This is a genomic window from Burkholderia sp. JPY481 (assembly GCF_038900515.1).
GTDB lineage: Bacteria > Pseudomonadota > Gammaproteobacteria > Burkholderiales > Burkholderiaceae > Paraburkholderia > Paraburkholderia youngii.
In genome coordinates, this window is record NZ_JAYMRT010000003.1 from 237,262 (window position 1) to 254,594 (window position 17,333).

General features: G+C 64.5%; 22 protein-coding genes. 9 read left to right on the forward strand and 13 right to left on the reverse strand.

Annotated features, from left to right (window positions below; genetic code table 11):
• Positions 1 to 81 precede the first annotated feature (81 nt).
• Together VSR82_RS10440 and VSR82_RS10445 are read right to left on the reverse strand one after the other, a co-directional pair.
• Positions 82 to 885 carry a peptidoglycan DD-metalloendopeptidase family protein gene (locus tag VSR82_RS10440; protein WP_429457218.1) on the reverse strand — a complete coding sequence of 268 codons (804 nt, stop codon included), beginning with the start codon at positions 883 to 885 and terminating at the stop codon, positions 82 to 84.
• Between the two features lie 164 nt (positions 886 to 1,049).
• On the reverse strand, positions 1,050 to 1,361 hold the full coding sequence (locus VSR82_RS10445; protein WP_368584696.1) for a cupin domain-containing protein: 312 nt from the start codon (positions 1,359 to 1,361) through the stop codon (positions 1,050 to 1,052).
• A 230-nt stretch (positions 1,362 to 1,591) separates the two neighbouring features.
• Here VSR82_RS10445 and VSR82_RS10450 point away from each other — a divergent pair, with 230 nt between their 5' ends.
• Positions 1,592 to 1,912, forward strand: coding sequence for a hypothetical protein (locus tag VSR82_RS10450; protein WP_013091261.1), 321 nt, complete (start codon positions 1,592 to 1,594; stop codon positions 1,910 to 1,912).
• 155 nt (positions 1,913 to 2,067) lie between these two features.
• Here the strand turns inward: VSR82_RS10450 and VSR82_RS10455 are convergent, their stop codons facing one another.
• The 7 genes from VSR82_RS10455 to VSR82_RS10485 all read right to left on the reverse strand — a co-directional run bounded on the left by VSR82_RS10455 (position 2,068) and on the right by VSR82_RS10485 (position 7,714).
• Entirely contained in the window at positions 2,068 to 2,403 is a 336-nt protein-coding gene (locus VSR82_RS10455; protein ID WP_429457216.1) for a DUF4148 domain-containing protein, read from the reverse strand.
• Between the two features lie 277 nt (positions 2,404 to 2,680).
• Positions 2,681 to 4,090: an NADP-dependent phosphogluconate dehydrogenase gene (gene gnd / locus VSR82_RS10460; RefSeq protein ID WP_013091259.1), complete on the reverse strand. Its 1,410-nt coding sequence runs from the start codon at positions 4,088 to 4,090 to the stop codon at positions 2,681 to 2,683.
• Positions 4,091 to 4,375: 285 nt separating this feature from the next.
• Positions 4,376 to 4,984, reverse strand: coding sequence for a DUF938 domain-containing protein (locus VSR82_RS10465; RefSeq protein WP_429457214.1), 609 nt, complete (start codon positions 4,982 to 4,984; stop codon positions 4,376 to 4,378).
• Between the two features lie 33 nt (positions 4,985 to 5,017).
• Positions 5,018 to 5,635: a pyridoxamine 5'-phosphate oxidase family protein gene (locus VSR82_RS10470; protein ID WP_429457212.1), complete on the reverse strand. Its 618-nt coding sequence runs from the start codon at positions 5,633 to 5,635 to the stop codon at positions 5,018 to 5,020.
• Between the two features lie 46 nt (positions 5,636 to 5,681).
• Positions 5,682 to 6,551: an NAD-dependent protein deacetylase gene (locus tag VSR82_RS10475; protein WP_429457210.1), complete on the reverse strand. Its 870-nt coding sequence runs from the start codon at positions 6,549 to 6,551 to the stop codon at positions 5,682 to 5,684.
• A 28-nt stretch (positions 6,552 to 6,579) separates the two neighbouring features.
• Positions 6,580 to 6,855 (reverse strand): oxidoreductase-like domain-containing protein, encoded by a 276-nt coding sequence (locus VSR82_RS10480; RefSeq protein ID WP_429457208.1) that lies wholly within the window; start codon positions 6,853 to 6,855, stop codon positions 6,580 to 6,582.
• Positions 6,856 to 6,949: 94 nt separating this feature from the next.
• Positions 6,950 to 7,714 carry an SDR family oxidoreductase gene (locus VSR82_RS10485; protein WP_429457206.1) on the reverse strand — a complete coding sequence of 255 codons (765 nt, stop codon included), beginning with the start codon at positions 7,712 to 7,714 and terminating at the stop codon, positions 6,950 to 6,952.
• Here VSR82_RS10485 and VSR82_RS10490 point away from each other — a divergent pair.
• Positions 7,659 to 7,997 carry a hypothetical protein gene (locus VSR82_RS10490; protein ID WP_429457801.1) on the forward strand — a complete coding sequence of 113 codons (339 nt, stop codon included), beginning with the start codon at positions 7,659 to 7,661 and terminating at the stop codon, positions 7,995 to 7,997. The two genes, VSR82_RS10485 and VSR82_RS10490, sit on opposite strands and share 56 nt — an antisense overlap.
• Positions 7,990 to 8,823, forward strand: coding sequence for a polysaccharide deacetylase family protein (locus VSR82_RS10495; protein WP_429457204.1), 834 nt, complete (start codon positions 7,990 to 7,992; stop codon positions 8,821 to 8,823). The genes VSR82_RS10490 and VSR82_RS10495 overlap by 8 nt, the downstream gene beginning before the upstream one ends.
• Positions 8,824 to 8,859: 36 nt before the next feature.
• Here the strand turns inward: VSR82_RS10495 and VSR82_RS10500 are convergent, their stop codons facing one another.
• Complete coding sequence (locus VSR82_RS10500) at positions 8,860 to 10,272, reverse strand: DUF2252 domain-containing protein (protein WP_429457202.1); 1,413 nt, start codon at positions 10,270 to 10,272, stop codon at positions 8,860 to 8,862.
• Between the two features lie 348 nt (positions 10,273 to 10,620).
• Here VSR82_RS10500 and motA point away from each other — a divergent pair, with 348 nt between their 5' ends.
• From motA to VSR82_RS10520, 4 genes are all read left to right on the forward strand, one after another.
• A complete protein-coding gene (gene motA, locus VSR82_RS10505; protein ID WP_429457200.1) occupies positions 10,621 to 11,490 on the forward strand; it encodes a flagellar motor stator protein MotA in 870 nt (289 codons plus the stop codon).
• A 14-nt stretch (positions 11,491 to 11,504) separates the two neighbouring features.
• Positions 11,505 to 12,503, forward strand: a complete 999-nt coding sequence (gene motB, locus VSR82_RS10510; RefSeq protein ID WP_429457198.1) for a flagellar motor protein MotB — start codon at positions 11,505 to 11,507, stop codon at positions 12,501 to 12,503.
• A gap of 76 nt (positions 12,504 to 12,579) precedes the next feature.
• Positions 12,580 to 13,263, forward strand: a complete 684-nt coding sequence (locus VSR82_RS10515; RefSeq protein ID WP_429457196.1) for a Pr6Pr family membrane protein — start codon at positions 12,580 to 12,582, stop codon at positions 13,261 to 13,263.
• A gap of 181 nt (positions 13,264 to 13,444) precedes the next feature.
• Positions 13,445 to 13,711, forward strand: coding sequence for a CsbD family protein (locus VSR82_RS10520; RefSeq protein WP_013091250.1), 267 nt, complete (start codon positions 13,445 to 13,447; stop codon positions 13,709 to 13,711).
• Between the two features lie 96 nt (positions 13,712 to 13,807).
• Here VSR82_RS10520 and xth read toward each other — a convergent pair whose 3' ends face one another.
• Positions 13,808 to 14,617 (reverse strand): exodeoxyribonuclease III, encoded by an 810-nt coding sequence (gene xth / locus VSR82_RS10525; RefSeq protein ID WP_429457194.1) that lies wholly within the window; start codon positions 14,615 to 14,617, stop codon positions 13,808 to 13,810.
• Between the two features lie 300 nt (positions 14,618 to 14,917).
• On the opposite strand from xth, the gene VSR82_RS10530 reads away from it, so the two are divergent.
• Together VSR82_RS10530 and VSR82_RS10535 are read left to right on the forward strand one after the other, a co-directional pair.
• Positions 14,918 to 15,262: a zinc ribbon domain-containing protein YjdM gene (locus tag VSR82_RS10530; protein ID WP_013091248.1), complete on the forward strand. Its 345-nt coding sequence runs from the start codon at positions 14,918 to 14,920 to the stop codon at positions 15,260 to 15,262.
• A gap of 89 nt (positions 15,263 to 15,351) precedes the next feature.
• Entirely contained in the window at positions 15,352 to 16,188 is an 837-nt protein-coding gene (locus VSR82_RS10535; protein WP_498857671.1) for a spermine/spermidine synthase domain-containing protein, read from the forward strand.
• 25 nt (positions 16,189 to 16,213) lie between these two features.
• Here VSR82_RS10535 and VSR82_RS10540 read toward each other — a convergent pair whose 3' ends face one another.
• Together VSR82_RS10540 and VSR82_RS10545 are read right to left on the reverse strand one after the other, a co-directional pair.
• A complete protein-coding gene (locus VSR82_RS10540) occupies positions 16,214 to 16,399 on the reverse strand; it encodes a ribbon-helix-helix protein (protein WP_090809355.1) in 186 nt (61 codons plus the stop codon).
• Positions 16,400 to 16,507: 108 nt separating this feature from the next.
• A complete protein-coding gene (locus VSR82_RS10545; RefSeq protein WP_410850304.1) occupies positions 16,508 to 17,275 on the reverse strand; it encodes a YoaK family protein in 768 nt (255 codons plus the stop codon).
• Between the last annotated feature and the right edge of the window lie 58 nt (positions 17,276 to 17,333).

A 17,333-nucleotide genomic window follows, 5' to 3' on the forward strand; every position in this document is an offset into this window, starting at 1 on the left:
AATCGGCGCGTCCCCGCAAAGCGCGCCGATCCGGCTGCGAGGAGTCGATAGACGCTAACTCAATAGACGCGACGGGGATGCTCAGCCGCCGGGCTTCGGAAGCCACTGCAGCGGATCGACCGGCTGGCCGTTCTGGCGCACTTCGAACTGGATCGACGCCGCACCGCGGCTATCGACCCCGACCTCGCCGATCGTCTGCCCTTGCGCGACCGCGTCGCCTTCCCTGACGAGCAGCTGGCTGTTCTGGCCGTACGCGGTGATCAGCGAGTCGTTGTGCTTGATGATGATGAGCGGGCCGTAGGCTTCGATGCCGGTGCCCGCGTAGACCACGCGGCCGGTCGCGGCGGCCTTGACCGGATCGCCGGGTTGCCCGCCGATCACGATGCCGTTGGACTTGCCCGGCGCGAACGCGCGCAGGACCGGTCCGCGCAACGGCCATTGCAGCACGCCCTGCTGCGGCCCGGCCGCGGGGGCCGGCGCACCGGGGACGGCGCCCGGCGGCACGTTCGCCGTCGCGCCCGGAGCGGCCGGCGCACCCGGCGCCACCGCAACCGGCGGCGTGACCACGCTGCCCGAGGCCATCGGCGGAGAAACGCGCAGCACCTGGCCGGGCGCGACCGCGGCGTTGACCGGCAAGCCGTTCCAGGCTGCGATTTCCTGCAGCTTGCGTCCATAAGCCGAAGCGATGCCGGCCAGCGTGTCGCCCGGATTGACACGATAGAAGCCGGCAGGAACCGGGACGTTCGCGAGGCTGGTCGCGCTCGACGGCGCGTTGTTGTAGAACGGCGTGCTTTCCCACGGCATCGTCGTGCAGCCGCCGATCGCCACGCCGAGCGCCGCCGCCATCAGCACGCGGATCGCCGTCGGTTGCCATTGTTGTGTCATCTGATTTTCCTCGACGTGTGTCTCGTTCCGATTCAACCGACGCCCTAGCAATTGCCGTTCCGCCACGCTTGCACAACATCGCGGCTGTCTGTAGCCGCCTGGATATTATGCGCGCGCACCATACGCACGCCGCGCTGGCGCGCGCGGTCAAACTGCCGCGTTCTTCAGACGCTTCCCTGCGTTTCGACAACGAGCACGCGTGCCGTACCGAGCGGATGCGCGACATGCTCGGTGCCGACCGTCGCGTAGAACACGTCGCCGGTTTCGAGCACCGTCGAACATTCGACGCCGTCTTCGCGATAGCGCATCTCGACGCGCCCGTCGAGCACGGCGAACACTTCCTCGCCGTCGTTCACGTGCCACTTGTACGGCTGGTCCGTCCAATGCAGACGCGTGGTGATGCCGTTCATGTTCGCGATGTCGAGCGCACCCCAGGCACGCGGCGCGGTAAAGCTTTTACTGCGGATGATCTTCATGGTCGATGAGCAATTGGCAAGCGCGCAAATCCCGCGAGTGGCGCCGTCCGCCCACGGCGACGGCGCTTGCACGGCTGGCCCTATTATAGGTCGCACGGCCCGCGCGTCCCGGCGAGCGAGCCGCCACGGCCGATTCGTCCGATTGTTGCGGGCAATCGGCCATCGCCTATACTCAGTCAAGCCGCGCGGAGCAGTACACGACAACGTTGGGATTCTGGGAGGAATCGAGGATGAACAAAGCCACCTTTCTGGCCGTGCAACTCAACGTCGACGATGTGGCGGCGTCTGCCGGCCTCGTCGAACTGCTGAACACCCATCTGATCTTCGCCGCCGACGTCGCCGAGGCCGCCGATGCGCTCGTGCAACTGGCGAGCGTCGCGAGGCTGTCGAGCGGGGTCGAGGCGAGCGTCGAGCTGCCCGCGGTGGCGATCGAGCGTCTGCGCGAGGCGCTCGACAATCTGAGCGGCTACGACGAATCGTGGCTGCTCGCACTGGAGCCGAGCCGCGCACTGTTCGACGACATCGGTCGGCGGCAGCGAACGCTGCATTGACGCGAATCCGCCGCAGCACGGCGCCGTAAACGACAAAACGCCATCCGATCGAACCGGATGGCGTTTTTTCTTGCCCGCCGCGCTCGCGCTACTCCACGACGCGGCGTCTACAGCGGACTACGACTTCCAACTACACCTGCACACTTCTACTGCGATTAGTTGCCGAAGTACACCGAGTTACGGTTGGCCTTCGCCGGAAGGACGGCGTGGCCTGCTTGCGACGTGCCGACAGCCGGAGCGCCGTAGCCGCTGGTGTCCGCGCGGTTGGCTGCGACGGCGGTGCCGCGCTGCGCATCGACGCGTGCTTGCGCTGCCTGGATATCGACCGGGTAGTTGACGTCGTTGGCGGACGGGTTGTAGCCGGCCTTTTCGAGTTGGATCAGTTCAGCGCGAACCTGAGCGCGGGTCACCGGCTGGCTGGCTTGAGCGAACGAAGCGACCGGAACAACGAGGGCGGCGGCGATTGCAACTGCGGAAATCAGGGTCTTCATGATTAACCTCCAAATGGCTTGTTGTGTGGTGCGCTTCGGGGTTTCTGCTTTTCCCTCAGCGATTGAAAACAAGTTTAGAGGCGTCACGATCTAGGGTAAACCCTTAAACGAGCGAAACTCTATTCCTCGTAGCGCAATAATCGTTTCGCATTTGCTTAAGCTTACAGATAACCCACGATGTATCTCGTAATAATGCAAGGCTCCGTTGCTGATCCAAAATGAACAACGGCCCGGCGCGCTGTCACCATCACGCGCGCCGGGCCGTTTTTTCGACTGCTTAGCTCCACTGCGCGTGGAAGCTGCCCGGCTTGTCGATGCGTTCGAACGTATGCGCGCCGAAGAAGTCGCGTTGCGCCTGCACGAGGTTCGCGGGCAGACGCTCCGAGCGGTAAGCGTCGAAATATGCGATCGCCGACGCGAACGCCGGCACCGGCACCCCTGCGTTGACCGCGGCCACCACGACTTCGCGCAACGCCGCCTGGTAGTTCTTCGCGATGTCGCGGAAGTACGGATCGAGCAGCAGGTTCGCGAGCGCCTTGTCCTTCGTGTAGGCGTCGGTGATCTTTTGCAGGAAGCGCGCGCGGATGATGCAGCCCGCGCGGAAGATCTTCGCGATCGTGCCGTAGTCGAGATCCCACTTGTATTCTTCCGACGCTGCGCGCAACTGCGCGAAGCCCTGCGCGTACGAGATCACCTTGCTGAAGTACAGCGCGCGGCGCACCGATTCGATGAACGCCTCTTTCGCGCCTTCGAGCGGCTTGGCCTGCGGACCTTCGAGCACCTTGCTCGCGGCCACGCGCTGCGTCTTCAGCGACGACAGCACGCGCGCGAACACCGCCTCGGTGATCAGCGGCAGCGGCGCGCCGAGGTCGAGCGCGTTCTGGCTGGTCCATTTGCCGGTGCCCTTCTGCGCGGCACGATCGAGGATCACGTCGACGAGGTCCTTGCCGGTTTCGTCGTCCTTCTTGCTGAAGATCTTCGAGGTGATTTCGATCAGATAGCTGTCGAGCTCGCCCTGGTTCCACTCGGTATAGACCTTGCCGAGTTCCTCGTTCGACAAGCCGACGACCTGCTTCAACACCGCATAGCTTTCGGCGATCAGCTGCATGTCGCCGTACTCGATGCCGTTGTGCACCATCTTCACGAAGTGGCCCGCGCCGTCCGGTCCCATGTACGCGACGCAGGGCTCGCCGTCCGGCGCCTTCGCGGCGATCTCGGTGAGGATCGGCGCGACGAGGTCGTACGCGTCGCGCTGGCCGCCCGGCATGATCGACGGGCCTTTCAGCGCGCCTTCCTCGCCGCCCGACACGCCGGTGCCGATGAAGTGCAGACCCGCCTTCGCGAGTTCCTGGTTGCGGCGGATCGTGTCGGTGAAAGGCGTGTTGCCGCCGTCGATCAGGATGTCGCCTTTTTCGAGCAACGGTTTGAGCGAGGCAATGGTTGCGTCGGTCGGCTCGCCGGCCTTGACCATCATCAGAATGCGGCGCGGCTTTTCGAGCGAGTCGACGAACTCTTCCAGCGTGAAAGCCGGCACCAGTTTGCGGTCCGGATATTCGGCGATGAGTTCGTCGGTTTTCGCGCGGCTACGGTTGTAGACCGACACCGCGTGGCCGCGGCTCTCGATGTTGAGCGCCAGATTGCGGCCCATCACCGCCAGCCCCACCACGCCGATTGCCTGTTTGCTCATTTGAATTCTCCAGAGTCCAATAAATGTCGTGGCGCCGCGCTGCGAAAACACCGGCGCGGCGTCGAGGGTGAAAGGATAAAAGAAATGCGCGCTTGCCGCTTGATGGCGGGCAAGCACGCCAGTTGCTCGTGCTGCTGCGGTGCTCCTGCCGTGCTCCAGCTTGCGCGTAACGCCAGATAGACAGGTATTGTGCGCGCGTCGGCGCTTGCGCGGAGGGTTCGGATTGGGATCGGACTGAGGTTTGGCGGACCGCATGAACGAATACGCGCCCCGCCGATCTACCCGCTACCCTGCCCGCTTCCTGAACACCAGACTGAAGTTGTTCGCGGGCATCGCGACCGCCCGTTCGCACGTGAGCCCGGCCGCGTCGCCGAGCGCGACGACCGCTTCCATATCGCGCACGCCCCATCCGGGATCGCGACTCTTCAGCCACTGCTCGAACGCTTCGTTGCTCGGCGCCGTATGCGCGCCGCCACGCCGGTAAGGACCATATAGATAGAGCACGCCGCCGTCGACGAGCCGCCGCCCCGCGCCGTCGACGAGTGCCTGCGCCGCGCTCCACGGCGAGATGTGGATCATGTTGATGCAGACCACCGCATCGAGCGCATCGACGCCCCAGTCCGGCTGATGCACGTCGAGCGCGAGCGGCTCGCGCACGTTCGCGAGCCCCGCGTGCGCGGTCCACGCGGCAATCGATTCGCGCGCTTGTTCGTCGGCATCGCTCGGCTGCCAGTCGAGACCGGGCAGCGCGCCGGCGAACCAGATTGCGTGCTCACCGGTGCCGCTCGCGATTTCGAGCACACGGCCGCGCGCCGGCAGCGCATCGCGCAGCACGGCGAGGATTGGTTCGCGATTGCGTTCGGCGGATGGCGAATATTGCCGGGCGTCGGTCATGGTCGGCCTTGCGTTCTGGTTTTGCGATGTGCGTTAGTACAGCGTGGCGCGCACGCGTTCGGGAAGCTCGAGATCGTAGGCGGCCGCGTCGAATTGTTCGCCGTCGTTCGCGGCGATGATGTTTTGCAGGATCTCGCCCGCGCTCGGCAGTTCCGAGCGCGCGATATGCCGCGCCGGGTCCCACAGCTGCGAGCGCACGATCGCCTTCGAGCAATGAAAGTACACGGCATCGACGTCGATCAGCAGCACGGTGCGCGGCAGTTTACCGGCGACCGCGAAACTGTCCAGCAGCGCCGCGTCGTTCGAGACTCGGCCGCGGCCGTTTACGCGCAAGGTCTCGCCGATACCCGGAATCACGAACAGCAGCGCGAGGCGCGGATCGGCGATGACGTTGCGCAAGCTGTCGAGCCGGTTGTTGCCGGGTCGGTCCGGCAGCGCGAGCGTGCGTTCGTCGACGACGCGCACGAAGCCCGGCGCATCGCCGCGCGGCGAGCAGTCGAGACCGGCGGGGCCGCTCGTCGCGAGCACCGCGAACGGCGCGGCCGCGATGAACGCGCGGTAGTCGTCGTTGACATAGGGGACCTCTTTGCGCAGCGAGCGCTCGGCTGGCTGTGCGTACAGAGCTTCGAGTTGTTCGATCGTCGTCAGCATGCGGTTTCCTCGGGTTTTAATTGTGATTCGCGGAACGTACTCGTTTTCAATCGCCCGCCAGCAACGCAGCGAGCGCGCTCAAGGTATCACCGCACGGCGCGGCCACCTTCAGAGACAACAGCGGATCGGCGCGGGTGCGGCCCAGATTGATCGCCGCGATCGGCTTGCCCTGGCGCTGCGCCCACACGCAGAAGCGGTAGCCGGAATACACCATCAGCGACGAGCCGGCCACCAGCACCGCGTCGGCCGCATCGAGCGCATGCGACGCCGCAACGACCCGCGCCTTCGGCACGTTCTCGCCGAAGAACACCACCGACGGCTTCAGCAGCCCGCCGCAGTTCGAGCATGCCGGCACGCGAAAACCGCCGAGATCGTGCCACTCGAGATGCGCGTCGCCATCGGCCGCGGCTTCGGCCGTGACGTCGAGCAGCGCGGGGTTGTCGGCTTCGAGCGTCTGCTGGATCGCTGCGCGCGAATGCTGCATGCCGCAGTCGAGACAACTGACTCCGTCGATGCCGCCGTGCAGCTCGATCACGTCGCGGCTGCCCGCGCGCTGATGCAAGCCGTCGACGTTCTGCGTGACCAGCGTCGGCACGTGACCGGCCGCTTCGAGCCGCGCGAGCGCGACATGCGCGGCATTCGGTTGCGCGCGCGCGACCAGCGGCCAGCCGACCATGCTGCGCGCCCAGTAGCGCTGACGCATCGCCAGCGTGCCGAGGAACTCCTGCAACGTGATCGGCGGCGAGCGCTTCCATGCGCCGTTGTCGTCACGATAGCCGGGGATGCCGGAGTCCGTGCTGATGCCCGCGCCGGTCAGCACGAACAGGCGCGGATGACGCTGCACGAAGCGATGCAGATCGTCGAGCGTGTGCGGGTCGGCGAGGGATTCGGTCGGCGTGAGCTGAAGGTCGGTCATGACGGGGACGTGGAGTTGCTTGTGCGCATCAGCGGTGTGGGTTCGGTTTGCCGCGCCTGGCGGCCGAGCGACGCGCGTCCGCTTGCGGCTTCGACTTCGCGCCTTGCGTGTCGGGCCGCCGCGCGGGCCGCGCTTTCTGCGCCTGCCGCTTCTGCCACGCAGCCAGCGCGATCTCGTAGCGCTCCAGTGCTTCGTCGTAGAGATCGAACACGCACTGCGTGCAGCCGCTGTGACAGCAGTCGTCGAGATCGGGCCGCACGGGCGGCTGCGGCGGCGGGTCGTCGCTGGGTTTGGCGCGGGGCACGGCGCGTGGCTTTGCTTCGAGAGACGACGGAGCGCCCAGTATAAGTTGAACGCGTGCGCGCCGCTCCCGGTTGCGAGACGGTGCTGCGCGCCGCTCAGCCGCGCCCGACGAACGGCATCTTGCTCGCCATGATCGTCATGAACTGCACGTTCGCCGACAGCGGCAGGCTCGCCATATGCAGCACCGCATCGGCGACGTGCTGCACGTCCATCAACGGCTCGACCGCGATCTCGCCGTTGGCTTGCGGCACGCCCCGCGCCATCCGCGCGGCCATCTCGGTTCCCGCGTTGCCGATGTCGATCTGCCCGCACACGATGTCGTATTTGCGGCCGTCGAGCGACACCGCCTTCGTGAGCCCGGTAATTGCGTGTTTGGTCGCCGTGTAGGCGGCGCTGTTCGGACGCGGCGCGTGCGCCGAGATCGAGCCGTTGTTGATGATGCGGCCGCCGCGCGGGTTTTGCGTCTTCATCAGGCCGAACGCCGCGCGCGTGCACAGGAATACGCCGTTCAGGTTGGTGTCGACGATCGAGCGCCATTCGTCGATGCTCACTTCGTCGAGGTCGACGGGCGAGCCGTTGCGTCCCGCGTTGTTGAACAGCACGTCGAGCCGGCCGAAGCGCGCGCGGATCGTGTCGTATAGCGCGGCGACGCTGTCGGCGTCGGTCACGTCGCACGACACCGCGAGCGCGTCGCCGTGCTGCGCCTGCGCTTCCTGCGCGACCGCATCGAGTGCGGCCTGGCGACGCCCGGCGAACACCACGCTATAGCCGTGCTTCGCAAGCGTCAGCGCGCACGCGCGGCCGATGCCGCTGCCCGCGCCCGTCACCAGCGCCACTTTGCCGTTTCCTGATTGCCACATCGCGCATCTCCTGTTGTATTGGGTCGGGACGCGCGCTTTTGCCGGCAACCGGTCCGATCGCCATCGACACGCGCGCCGCTTTTCGCTCCGCACCATACAACAGCGCATCGGCGATCGCAAACCGCAGCAGTCTTTCAGCGCGCTTTCGTCGGGCACGTGGCCGCCGACCGTGGCACGTCGGCGCGCGCAACAGTGGTATCGTTCGCGGTTGCGCATCGCGCGCAAGATTCACAGCCTTCCGTGGACGGACGAAGGCGTACTGGAAGCACGTTTCGATGAATGAATGCCCGAACCCGCCGCGCCGCTGGCCGCGCAGCCGCAACTCCGCACTGCTGAACGGCACGATCGGCTGGCACGTGATCGTGCTGATCGGCGTGGCTGTTGCACCGGCCGCGTGGCCATGGTGGCTCGCCGCGATCGTCGCGAATCACGCGCTGTTTACGATCACCGGACTGTTGCCGCGCACGACGCTGCTCGGACCGAACTGGACCCGCCTGCCCGCGAGCCCGCGCAACGCGGATGCGATCGCGCTGACCATCGACGACGGCCCCGACCCCGTTGTCACGCCGCAAGTGCTCGATCTGCTCGACGCGTTCGATGTGCGCGCGACATTCTTCTGCATCGGCTCGAAGGTCGAGCGCTATCCGCAGCTCGCGCGTGAGATCGTCGCACGTGGACATGCGCTCGAAAACCATTCGCAGGTGCACGTGCATACGTTTTCGGTCACGTTTCCGCACGCGTTGACGCGCGAGATCGCCGCCGCGCAACGCACGCTCGAAACCATCAGCGGCGCGCGGCCGATGTTCTTCCGCGCGCCCGCCGGACTGCGCAACCTCTTTCTGGAGCCGGTGCTGCGCAAGCTCGATCTGCGTCTCGCCGCATGGACACGGCGCGGCTACGATACGCGCGAGCGCAACCCGCACGTGGTCGCGCGGCGGCTGCTCGATGGCCTCGCCGCGCGCGACATCCTGCTGCTGCACGATGGCAACGCCGCGCTGACGGTCGAAGGCCAGCCGCTGATTCTCGCGGTGCTGCCGAGCGTGATCGAAGCGGCGCGCGAGCGGCATCTGCGGTTCGTCACGCTGCGCGAAGCGCGTGTCGATGCGTGACGATCGCACGTGAAGTGACACTCACCGCAAACAGCGCTACACGCGAAAATCCGCCGCCATATCCTCATCGGTACGCGCTTCGAGCTTGCCGCTGCGGCACGCTTTGATGAACACGTCGTAGCCGCGCTCCACCTGATCCGCATAAGCGCTCGCGTAGCCGCTCAGCGCTTCGGCGAACTGATCGCCGCGGCCGATGTACGCGCTGATCTCGATCGCCTGCCCGCTCGCCTTCGCGTGCGCGCGCGCCATGATCCAGCCGCATAGCCGCGCATAGCCGTCGAGCAGATCGCTGTCGAACAGCTCGATATTCGCGGACAGCCTCATGTCGCGCAGTTGGCGGAAATAGAACTGCCGCCCGTGCGGTCCCGTCCCCCAGCCGAGGAACACGTCGCTCGCGGTTTGCAGCAGCCGCTGTCCTTGCACGACGCGCTCGCCCTGATGCTTGACCGCCGGCGACTTATAGAACTGCGCGATCACCGATGGCCGCGCCTCCTTCATCTGGAGGAACAACGGCTTGCCCATGTGATCGACGAGCAGCACGACCAGACAACGCGTGCCGACGCTGCCGACGCCGGCCACTTTGAACACGACGTCGTGCCTCGTGAAGTGATCGAGCAGTTCGCGCCTATCGTGCGACATCGACTTGCGGTACTCGCCCCACACCTGCTCGATCGTCTTTTCGACGTTGCCGGTCCGGTAGGTTTCGGTTTCCTCGGCCGTAAACAGCGTGTTCGCACCGAGCACATGAAACAGCGCGGGCGGCGTGTCGTGGATGGTCCAACGATTGCCATCGAACGACGCCATTTTTTGCAGCAGGCTTTCGTGCGTGCGGCTCGCGGCCTTTTCCATGGCGCGCCGCACCGCGCGCCGGCGCTCGGGCGTCAATGCGATCTCGGCCATGCGGTCGAACGTGATGCGGTCGTACCACAGGTCGAGCGCGCCGAACTGCGCGTATTGCGCGACGCGATCGCGATACGAGCCGACCGCGGTCATCACGAGACTCTCGGCGGTGCCGCGGCTCAGGCGCATCTGCCGCGCAGCCACGACGAGGCTCGCGCACAAGCGTTTCAGGTCCCATTCGAACGGGCCGATCGAGACTTCGTCGAAGTCGTTCAGGTCGAAGACCAGCTGCCGCTCGGAAGTCGCGAAGCCGGCGAAATTCATCAGATGGCCGTCACCGCAGATCGGCATGCTGAGCCCGCTGTCGTGCACCTTGCTCAGATCGTGCGCTTGCAGAATCGCACTGCCGCGATGGAACGCAAACGGCGAGGCTGCCATGCGCCCATAGCGCAGCGGCACCAGATTCACGACGCGCTCCGCGCTGCTTTGCTTCAGCAGCTCGATCGGGTCGCGGTGCAACTCGCCGACCGCCCGATGGCTCGAGCGTTTCGAACGCTCGCGTGCGGCGCGGCCGCGCGCTTCCCGTTCGGCAATGGTGTTGGCTTTCATGCTTTCTCTCCGTTTTTGCTTTCCGCGCATCGCGTGGTTAAAACCGAGGGTTGCACGCGCGATCATAACGGGTTCGAAAACGGCATCGGTAAAAATGTTCCGGCGCTTTGCACGCACCCCGATTCGCGCTCATCGCACTCAAAAGCGGACAAACTTACCGACTTTCTGCAACCGAAACTAACCGTTTGGTGAAATTTCATTTTTTAGTCGCGCCATGCACTTCAGCAAACGCGAAGCGCGCCGTATACCCATCCATGCAGAAGTTCGCGACGCACGAAAAGCCCTTGAAAAAGGGCCTGTTCCGCACTGTTCACTAACGTGCGTCGCGCAAGGGAAAACGGAGAAAGCATGTTTGTCGCAATCGGGTGGGTGTTGGTAATCGGTTCTGTGATCGGAAGTTTTGTTGGCGTCGGCGGACATCTGCCGGCACTCGTACAGCCATTCGAATTGCTATGTATTTTCGGTGCGGCAATCGGCGCGTTCGTCGTTAGCAATCCGACCTCGACGCTGAAGAAAACCATCAAGGTACTGCCGTCGTGCTTCAAAAGCGGCGGCTATACGAAAGAGAAATATCTGCAGTTGATCGCGTTGCTGTATGAACTGCTGCAAAAGGCGCGCAAGGAAGGGATGATGGCGCTCGAAACCGACGTCACCAGCCCGGAAGAGAGCGTGATTTTCCAGAAGTACTCGCACGTGCTGGAGGATCATCATCTGCTCGATTTCATCGTCGACTATCTGCGCATGATTTCGGGCGGCAACGTCAATGTGCACGAAATGCAGGACCTGATGGACGAGGAACTGGCCACGCATCACGCGGAAGCGTCGGTGGCGGCCAACGCGATCCAGAAGATGGCCGACGGCCTGCCCGCGTTCGGCATCGTCGCCGCGGTGATGGGTGTCGTGCATACGATGGGCTCGGTCGGCGCGCCGCCCGCCGTGCTCGGCGAGATGATCGCGGGCGCGCTGGTCGGCACCTTCCTCGGCATTCTGCTTGCGTATGGTTTTATCGGCCCCGTCGCCGATCTGCTGAACGCGAAGGGTCGCGCTGAAGCCAAGCCTTATCAATGCGTGAAGGCTGTACTGCTCGCATCGCTGTCCGGCTACGCGCCACCGGTCGCGGTGGAATTCGGCCGCAAGGTGTTGTTCAACGCCGACCGCCCGAGCTTCCAGGAACTCGACGACGCGGTGCGCGCGACGAAGATGCCGAAGTCGGCCTGACCCGGGGCGGCAACATGAGAGAGAAAAGATCGCGCGCGTCGCAGTTAGAGACGCCCGCGCCGGTCATCGTGCGCCGTTCGAGGAAGGTCGATGAGCACGGCGCGCACCACGGCGGCGCATGGAAGATCGCCTACGCCGACTTCGTCACCGCGATGATGGCGTTTTTCCTGCTGATGTGGCTGCTCGGCTCGACGTCGAAATACGACAAGCAGGGCATCGAGGATTACTTCAACACACCGCTGTCGAGCCTGCTCGGCGGCAAGGAAGGCACCGCAGCGGCGCGGCCGAGGGTCGTGCAGGGCGGCGGGCGCGATATCTCCGACCCGCGGCCCGGCGTCGGCACGAAGAGCCAGAGTGAGCCGACGCCGCCGCGCGGCGCGACGCCCGCCGCCACGCCGATGGATGCCGAGCGCTTGCAGCAGCTGAAGGCGAAACTCAGCGCGCTGATCGAGCAGAGCCCCGTGCTGAAGGCGTTCAAGGACCAGATCCGCATCTCGATCACGAACGAGGGCCTGCGCATCGAAATCGTCGATTCGCAGAACCGGCCGATGTTCGCGTCCGGCAGTTCGAAGCTGCAACCGTACGCGGTCACGATCCTCGCGCAGATCGGCGCGGCGCTGAACGACGTGGACAACCGCATTTCGATCGCGGGCCACACCGACGCGGTGCCCTACACGGCCGGCCCCGAAGGCTACTCGAACTGGGAGCTGTCGTCCGAGCGTGCGAATGCCGCGCGCCGTGCGCTCGTGGCCGGCGGCATGCGCGGCGAAAAGCTGCTGCAGGTGCGCGGCCTCGCCGACGTGCTGCCGCTGAACAGCCAAGTCTCCGACGAGCCGACCAACCGGCGCATCAGCATCCTCGTGCTGAACAAGGCCGCGGAGCAGGCGTTCTTCCATGACGGCGGCCGTAGCACGCTGGATGAATCGTCACCAGTGAGCGCGGCGCTTCCGGCCTTGTCGGCGCGGCTGCAACCGGATTTGCGACCCGCCACCGTCACCCGTAGTACCCCGTAGCATTTTCGCAACCGCCGGCTCGCATACGCGCGAAAGCACATGCGAGCGCGCGCGCACCGCGCGTAGAATCGAGCGCATGCGCCCTACTCTCGTTCCGCAGCGCGAATCCGAGTTGCCGCTGCATACGCCCAGTGTGTCGTCGCTGACGTTGGCGGCAGTCATTGCGCTGATCGCGTGGATGGCGACCCTCGCGCAAGCCGACCTGACGATCGATCGCACGCTCGCGCGCGGGCTCACCGTGTTCGACGCGCTCGCGCGCATGAGCAGCTACCTGACCAATCTGACGGTGCTCGCCAGCGCGTTCTGCTTCACCTGCGTCGCGCTATGGAAGCACCGCTCGCCGCTCGTGCGCTTTTTCCGGCAGCCGACCGTCGTGACCGCGGTGGTCGCGTACATGGTGTTCGTCGGCATCGCGTACAACGTGCTGTTGCGCGGACTGTGGCCGCTGTCACCCTACCGGCGCCTGCTCAACGAGTCGCTGCACAGCGCGCTGCCGATGCTGGCCGCGCTCTACTGGGTGCTGTTCGTGCCGCGCTTCCATCTGCGCTTGCGCCACTGCCTGTTGTGGCTCGTCTATCCGCTCGCCTATCTCGGCATCACGTTCTGGCGCGGCAGCCTGTCGGATTTCTATCCGTATCCGTTCATCGACGTCGAAACGCTCGGGCTGCGCCAGGTGCTGGTCAATTCCGCGCTGCTGTTCGGCAGTTTTCTGATGGTGCTGGCCGTGTTCGTCGGCATCAATTCCAGGCGCCGACGATGATGTTCCAGCACATTCCATCTGGCCGGATGCGTTGCGCCGCGTTGCCGGGCGCACTTCTTGCACCCCTTTCGTCACTGACGCAGGCTGACGCCGCACTGGCGCGGCTTGCGCGGCGCCCTTGTGCGGGCGCGTTGCAATTGCAGCGCGCCCGCACGTAAATATGACAACAGGAGCGATGCATATGGACACGAATTCAGCGGCAGGCGCGGTAAAGGAAGTCGCCGGCAAGGTGCAAAGCGCGGTCGGCGACGCAGTCGGCGACACCAGCGCGCAGGTGGCAGGCAAGGCGCGCGAATTGAGCGGCAAGGCGCAGCAGTTATGCGCGAACACGACGAGCCTCGTGCGCGACACGACAGCCGAAAACCCGTTCACGACGCTGGCTGTCGTCGCACTCGCCGGGTTCGTGATGGGCGCGCTGTGGTCGCGCGGCGGTCGCGACTACGACTGATGCAGGCACGGCGCCGGATCATGGGCGCCGATCGACAGTGCGAAGCAGTCGCACCAGGGCGGGCGGTCCGCGGCAAGCGGATCGCCCGCTGCTTTACTAGCCGCTCTTCTTCTTGCGGCTGGCACCCATCTCCAGTTCGATCCACGTCGGCGCATGGTCGCTCGCATGCGGTTCGCCGCGCACCCAGCGGTCGACGCCCGCATCGCGCAGACGCGGCGCGAGATCCGCGCTCAGCAGCAGATGATCGATGCGCAGCCCCGAATTCGTGTCCCAATGACGGCGAAAATAATCCCAGAACGTGTACACACGCTCGTCGCCGAAATGCGTGCGCAGCGCATCGGTCCAGCCTTGCGCGAGCAGCTTGCGATAGCGCTCCCGGCTCTCCGGCTGCAACAGCGCGTCCTTTAGCCACGAGCGCGGGTTGTAGATGTCTTCGTCGGTCGGCACGACGTTGAAGTCGCCGGCGATCACGACCGGGTGGCCGCTCTCGTACAGCTGCGCCGCATGCGCGATCAGATGATCGAACCACGCGAGCTTGTAGTCGAACTTGGGGCCGGGCTGCGGGTTGCCGTTCGGCAGGTACAGACACACGATCAGCACGCCGCCGACCGCGGCCTCGATGTAGCGGCTGTGCGTGTCGTCTTCGAAACCGGGCAGACCGCGCCGCCGCTCGAGCGGCGCGTCGCCTTTGGCCAGAATCGCCACGCCGTTCCATGCACTCTGGCCTTGCCACACCGCGCCATAACCGGCTTCGCGCAATGCGTCGACGGGAAACGCGCTATCCACCGCCTTCAGTTCCTGCAGACACACGACGTCCGGCGCCTCGCGCTCGAGCCATTGCAATAGCGCCGCCTGGCGCGAGCGGATTCCGTTGATGTTGAACGTCGCAATGCGCAGCTTCGCCATGATCGTCCCTCCGTCGCCTATGGCACCGAACACCGACCCCATTTTGGCCCGGTTGGCCCGTTGCAAATTTATCACCCGCAACTTTCCATCCTGCTCGAACCGGTCGACATCCGCAGTGAAGCTGCCCGCAAGTCTGATGAATGGCGCTGAAAGCAGATGCTAATTGGAAGGTAAGAAGATGTGTATTGGATTATAATTTTGTGCGCCAGTGAGCCGTCGGTACGACGGCAGGTTCTGGCGAGGCGGGTTGCCCGCCTGCTTTTTACTGACTGACTTGAAATCGTTTCAATGGAAGCTGCAATGAACGCTGCCCCCGCATGCCCGCAATGCGCAATGGAAAACACTTACCCTGACGGCACGCTGTACGTGTGCGCGGACTGCGGTCACGAATGGTCGGCAAACGCCGGCGCCGATGCGAGCGATGAACCCACCGGCAGCGTCGTCAAGGATGCGAACGGCAACGTGCTGGCCGACGGTGATTCGGTCGTGCTGATCAAGGATTTGCGCGTCAAGGGTTCATCGATCACGCTGAAGATGGGCACCAAGGTGAAGAGCATCCGGATCGTCGGCGGCGATCACGAAATCGACTGCAAGACCGACGCCGGCAGCTTCATGCTTAAGGCCTGCTTTCTGAAGAAAGTTTGACGGGCCGTTCGCCGTTGGCGGCCCCGCTCCGAAGCGCGGTCCGCAGTGCATGATTCAATCGAATGGTTGGTTACCCGAGCATACCGAGAATGGCTGAGGATCGAACCTCGTACGACGCGTTCGTCAAATTCATGTCCACGCCAATCAGTGATGGTCAACCGTTCGTGCTGGAGACACAGCACGCGGTGTCGCTGCACTTCGATCACTTCTCCACTCAGAGCTTCATGTCGCTCAGGAACCCGGAGAAGCTCACGCTCGGCTACACGCGCGCGATGATGGGATTTCTGTTGCTGCAGCCCGCCCCCACGCACATCTGCATGATCGGACTAGGTGGGGGATCGCTGGCGAAATATTGCTATCGGCATCTGCCCGAGGTCGCGATCGACGCAGTCGAGATCAGCCCCGAGGTGATCGCGCTGCGCGACGTATTCAGAATTCCCGCGGACGACGCGCGGTTCAAGGTGATTTGCGCCGACGGCGCGGACTACCTGATGCAGGACGACATCCGCACGGACGTGATCCTGCTCGATGCGTTTGTCGCGGAAGGAATCGCGAGCCGCTGTGCGAACCTCGCATTCTTCGCCGCCTGCCGCGAGCGACTGACCGAGACGGGCGTCCTCGTCATCAACTTCACGGACGATGATCCGGCCATACCGCAGCACCTCGAGTGGCTGAAATCCGTATTTGGCGCTTGCTATGCGCTCGTTCGGTGCGGCGACGACAGCAACTTCGTCGCGTTCGCGTGGAAAAGCGGGCATCGTTTGCCGCCCAGACAAGTGCTATTGGAGCGTGCCCTCTCGTTTGCCTTTGCAGACGAACTCAAACTGTCCGTTACTGCTCGCCGCCTGAAAGAGGGAGAGCGCCTCGATCCGAAGCGACTGATCTGGCGTGAGCAAGGACAGGGGCACTGGGAAATCGGCGGTTGACCGGCGTGAGGTGTCGATCCGGGCGTTACTTTCCGCGCTTGGCAAGCGGGCTCTTGGTCTTGTAGGTCACGCCGTGACGCTCGAGATACTCGCGGATCAGTTGGCGGACGACTTGTGACGGCGTCAGATCCTGCGCCGAGCAGAGCATTTCGAATGCCTCTTTCTTGGCGGGGTCGATCAGGACGGTCAGGCGTGCGGTTTTCGTTTCCATTGCGAGGACGAGTCGGCAAATATGCTAACCAAATTATAATGCATTTGCCTTCGACGGCACGATCAGAACCGGCATTTCACGCCAGCATTCTCCCGTCCTCCCGTGAGTTCAGTGCCTGCGCTCGAAGCGGCAGAGATAGGTCAGCAGATCATCGACGACCGGCACGATCGCCAGTGTGACGAGTGCGCCAGCGAGCGGCACGGTCGACACGTAGCCCACATGCTTGAAACCGATTGCGCCAATCAGCCCGCCCACGAAGAACGACGCGAGCATCGTGCCATGGATCTTCAGCTTCGCGCGGTTTGCGATGACCGCGTGCTCATCGTCGACGAGTGCCGAGCGATTCCAGTAAAAAAGCTTACCCAACTCGATACCGAGGTCCGTGACGATGCCGGTCATGTGTGTGGTACGGATCTCCGCACCCGACAGCTTCGTGATCATCGCATTCTGCAACCCCATGATGAAGCACAGCAGGATCACGGTCAGAGGGACGAAAAACGCTTCGCGTAGCGCAAGGTGGCTGCCGAGCAGACCGAACAGCAGCAGCAGCGCGGCCTCGACCACCAACGGCAGCACGTACTGGCTTTGCAGGCTGCGGCGGCGCCCCCAGTTGACGAGCACCGCCGAGCACCCCGCTCCTACCAGAAACGACGCCAGCGAACCGATGCCGGCGAGCACCAGCCGCAGGTCGCCGAGCGCCGCCTGGTCCGCGATCGCGGACACGATGCCGCTCATGTGCGACGTGTATTGCCTGACCGCGAGGAAGCCGCCGGCATTGGTGGCGCCGGCGACGAAGGCAAGAGAAAACCCGAGCTGACGGTTCGCGCTCGTGCTGCGGTGTTTTCCCGTCAGGCTTCGAAAGTACTGCGCAGGCATAGGATCACTCAATCGCTTGGAACAACGGCAAAGACGTGGCGAACATGTGGTTCACATG

Bases quoted from the DNA above. Each gene is read 5' to 3' on its own strand.
- VSR82_RS10440 (WP_429457218.1), bottom strand. From the start codon at position 885: ATGACACAACAATGGCAACCGACGGCGATCCGCGTGCTGATGGCGGCG.
- VSR82_RS10445 (WP_368584696.1), bottom strand. From the start codon at position 1,361: ATGAAGATCATCCGCAGTAAAAGCTTTACCGCGCCGCGTGCCTGGGGT.
- VSR82_RS10450 (WP_013091261.1), top strand. From the start codon at position 1,592: ATGAACAAAGCCACCTTTCTGGCCGTGCAACTCAACGTCGACGATGTG.
- VSR82_RS10455 (WP_429457216.1), bottom strand. From the start codon at position 2,403: ATGAAGACCCTGATTTCCGCAGTTGCAATCGCCGCCGCCCTCGTTGTT.
- gnd (WP_013091259.1), bottom strand. From the start codon at position 4,090: ATGAGCAAACAGGCAATCGGCGTGGTGGGGCTGGCGGTGATGGGCCGC.
- VSR82_RS10465 (WP_429457214.1), bottom strand. From the start codon at position 4,984: ATGACCGACGCCCGGCAATATTCGCCATCCGCCGAACGCAATCGCGAA.
- VSR82_RS10470 (WP_429457212.1), bottom strand. From the start codon at position 5,635: ATGCTGACGACGATCGAACAACTCGAAGCTCTGTACGCACAGCCAGCC.
- VSR82_RS10475 (WP_429457210.1), bottom strand. From the start codon at position 6,551: ATGACCGACCTTCAGCTCACGCCGACCGAATCCCTCGCCGACCCGCAC.
- VSR82_RS10490 (WP_429457801.1), top strand. From the start codon at position 7,659: ATGCCGCTGCCCGCGCCCGTCACCAGCGCCACTTTGCCGTTTCCTGAT.
- VSR82_RS10485 (WP_429457206.1), bottom strand. From the start codon at position 7,714: ATGTGGCAATCAGGAAACGGCAAAGTGGCGCTGGTGACGGGCGCGGGC.
- VSR82_RS10495 (WP_429457204.1), top strand. From the start codon at position 7,990: ATGAATGAATGCCCGAACCCGCCGCGCCGCTGGCCGCGCAGCCGCAAC.
- VSR82_RS10500 (WP_429457202.1), bottom strand. From the start codon at position 10,272: ATGAAAGCCAACACCATTGCCGAACGGGAAGCGCGCGGCCGCGCCGCA.
- motA (WP_429457200.1), top strand. From the start codon at position 10,621: ATGTTTGTCGCAATCGGGTGGGTGTTGGTAATCGGTTCTGTGATCGGA.
- motB (WP_429457198.1), top strand. From the start codon at position 11,505: ATGAGAGAGAAAAGATCGCGCGCGTCGCAGTTAGAGACGCCCGCGCCG.
- VSR82_RS10515 (WP_429457196.1), top strand. From the start codon at position 12,580: ATGCGCCCTACTCTCGTTCCGCAGCGCGAATCCGAGTTGCCGCTGCAT.
- VSR82_RS10520 (WP_013091250.1), top strand. From the start codon at position 13,445: ATGGACACGAATTCAGCGGCAGGCGCGGTAAAGGAAGTCGCCGGCAAG.
- xth (WP_429457194.1), bottom strand. From the start codon at position 14,617: ATGGCGAAGCTGCGCATTGCGACGTTCAACATCAACGGAATCCGCTCG.
- VSR82_RS10530 (WP_013091248.1), top strand. From the start codon at position 14,918: ATGAACGCTGCCCCCGCATGCCCGCAATGCGCAATGGAAAACACTTAC.
- VSR82_RS10535 (WP_498857671.1), top strand. From the start codon at position 15,352: ATGGCTGAGGATCGAACCTCGTACGACGCGTTCGTCAAATTCATGTCC.
- VSR82_RS10540 (WP_090809355.1), bottom strand. From the start codon at position 16,399: ATGGAAACGAAAACCGCACGCCTGACCGTCCTGATCGACCCCGCCAAG.
- VSR82_RS10545 (WP_410850304.1), bottom strand. From the start codon at position 17,275: ATGCCTGCGCAGTACTTTCGAAGCCTGACGGGAAAACACCGCAGCACG.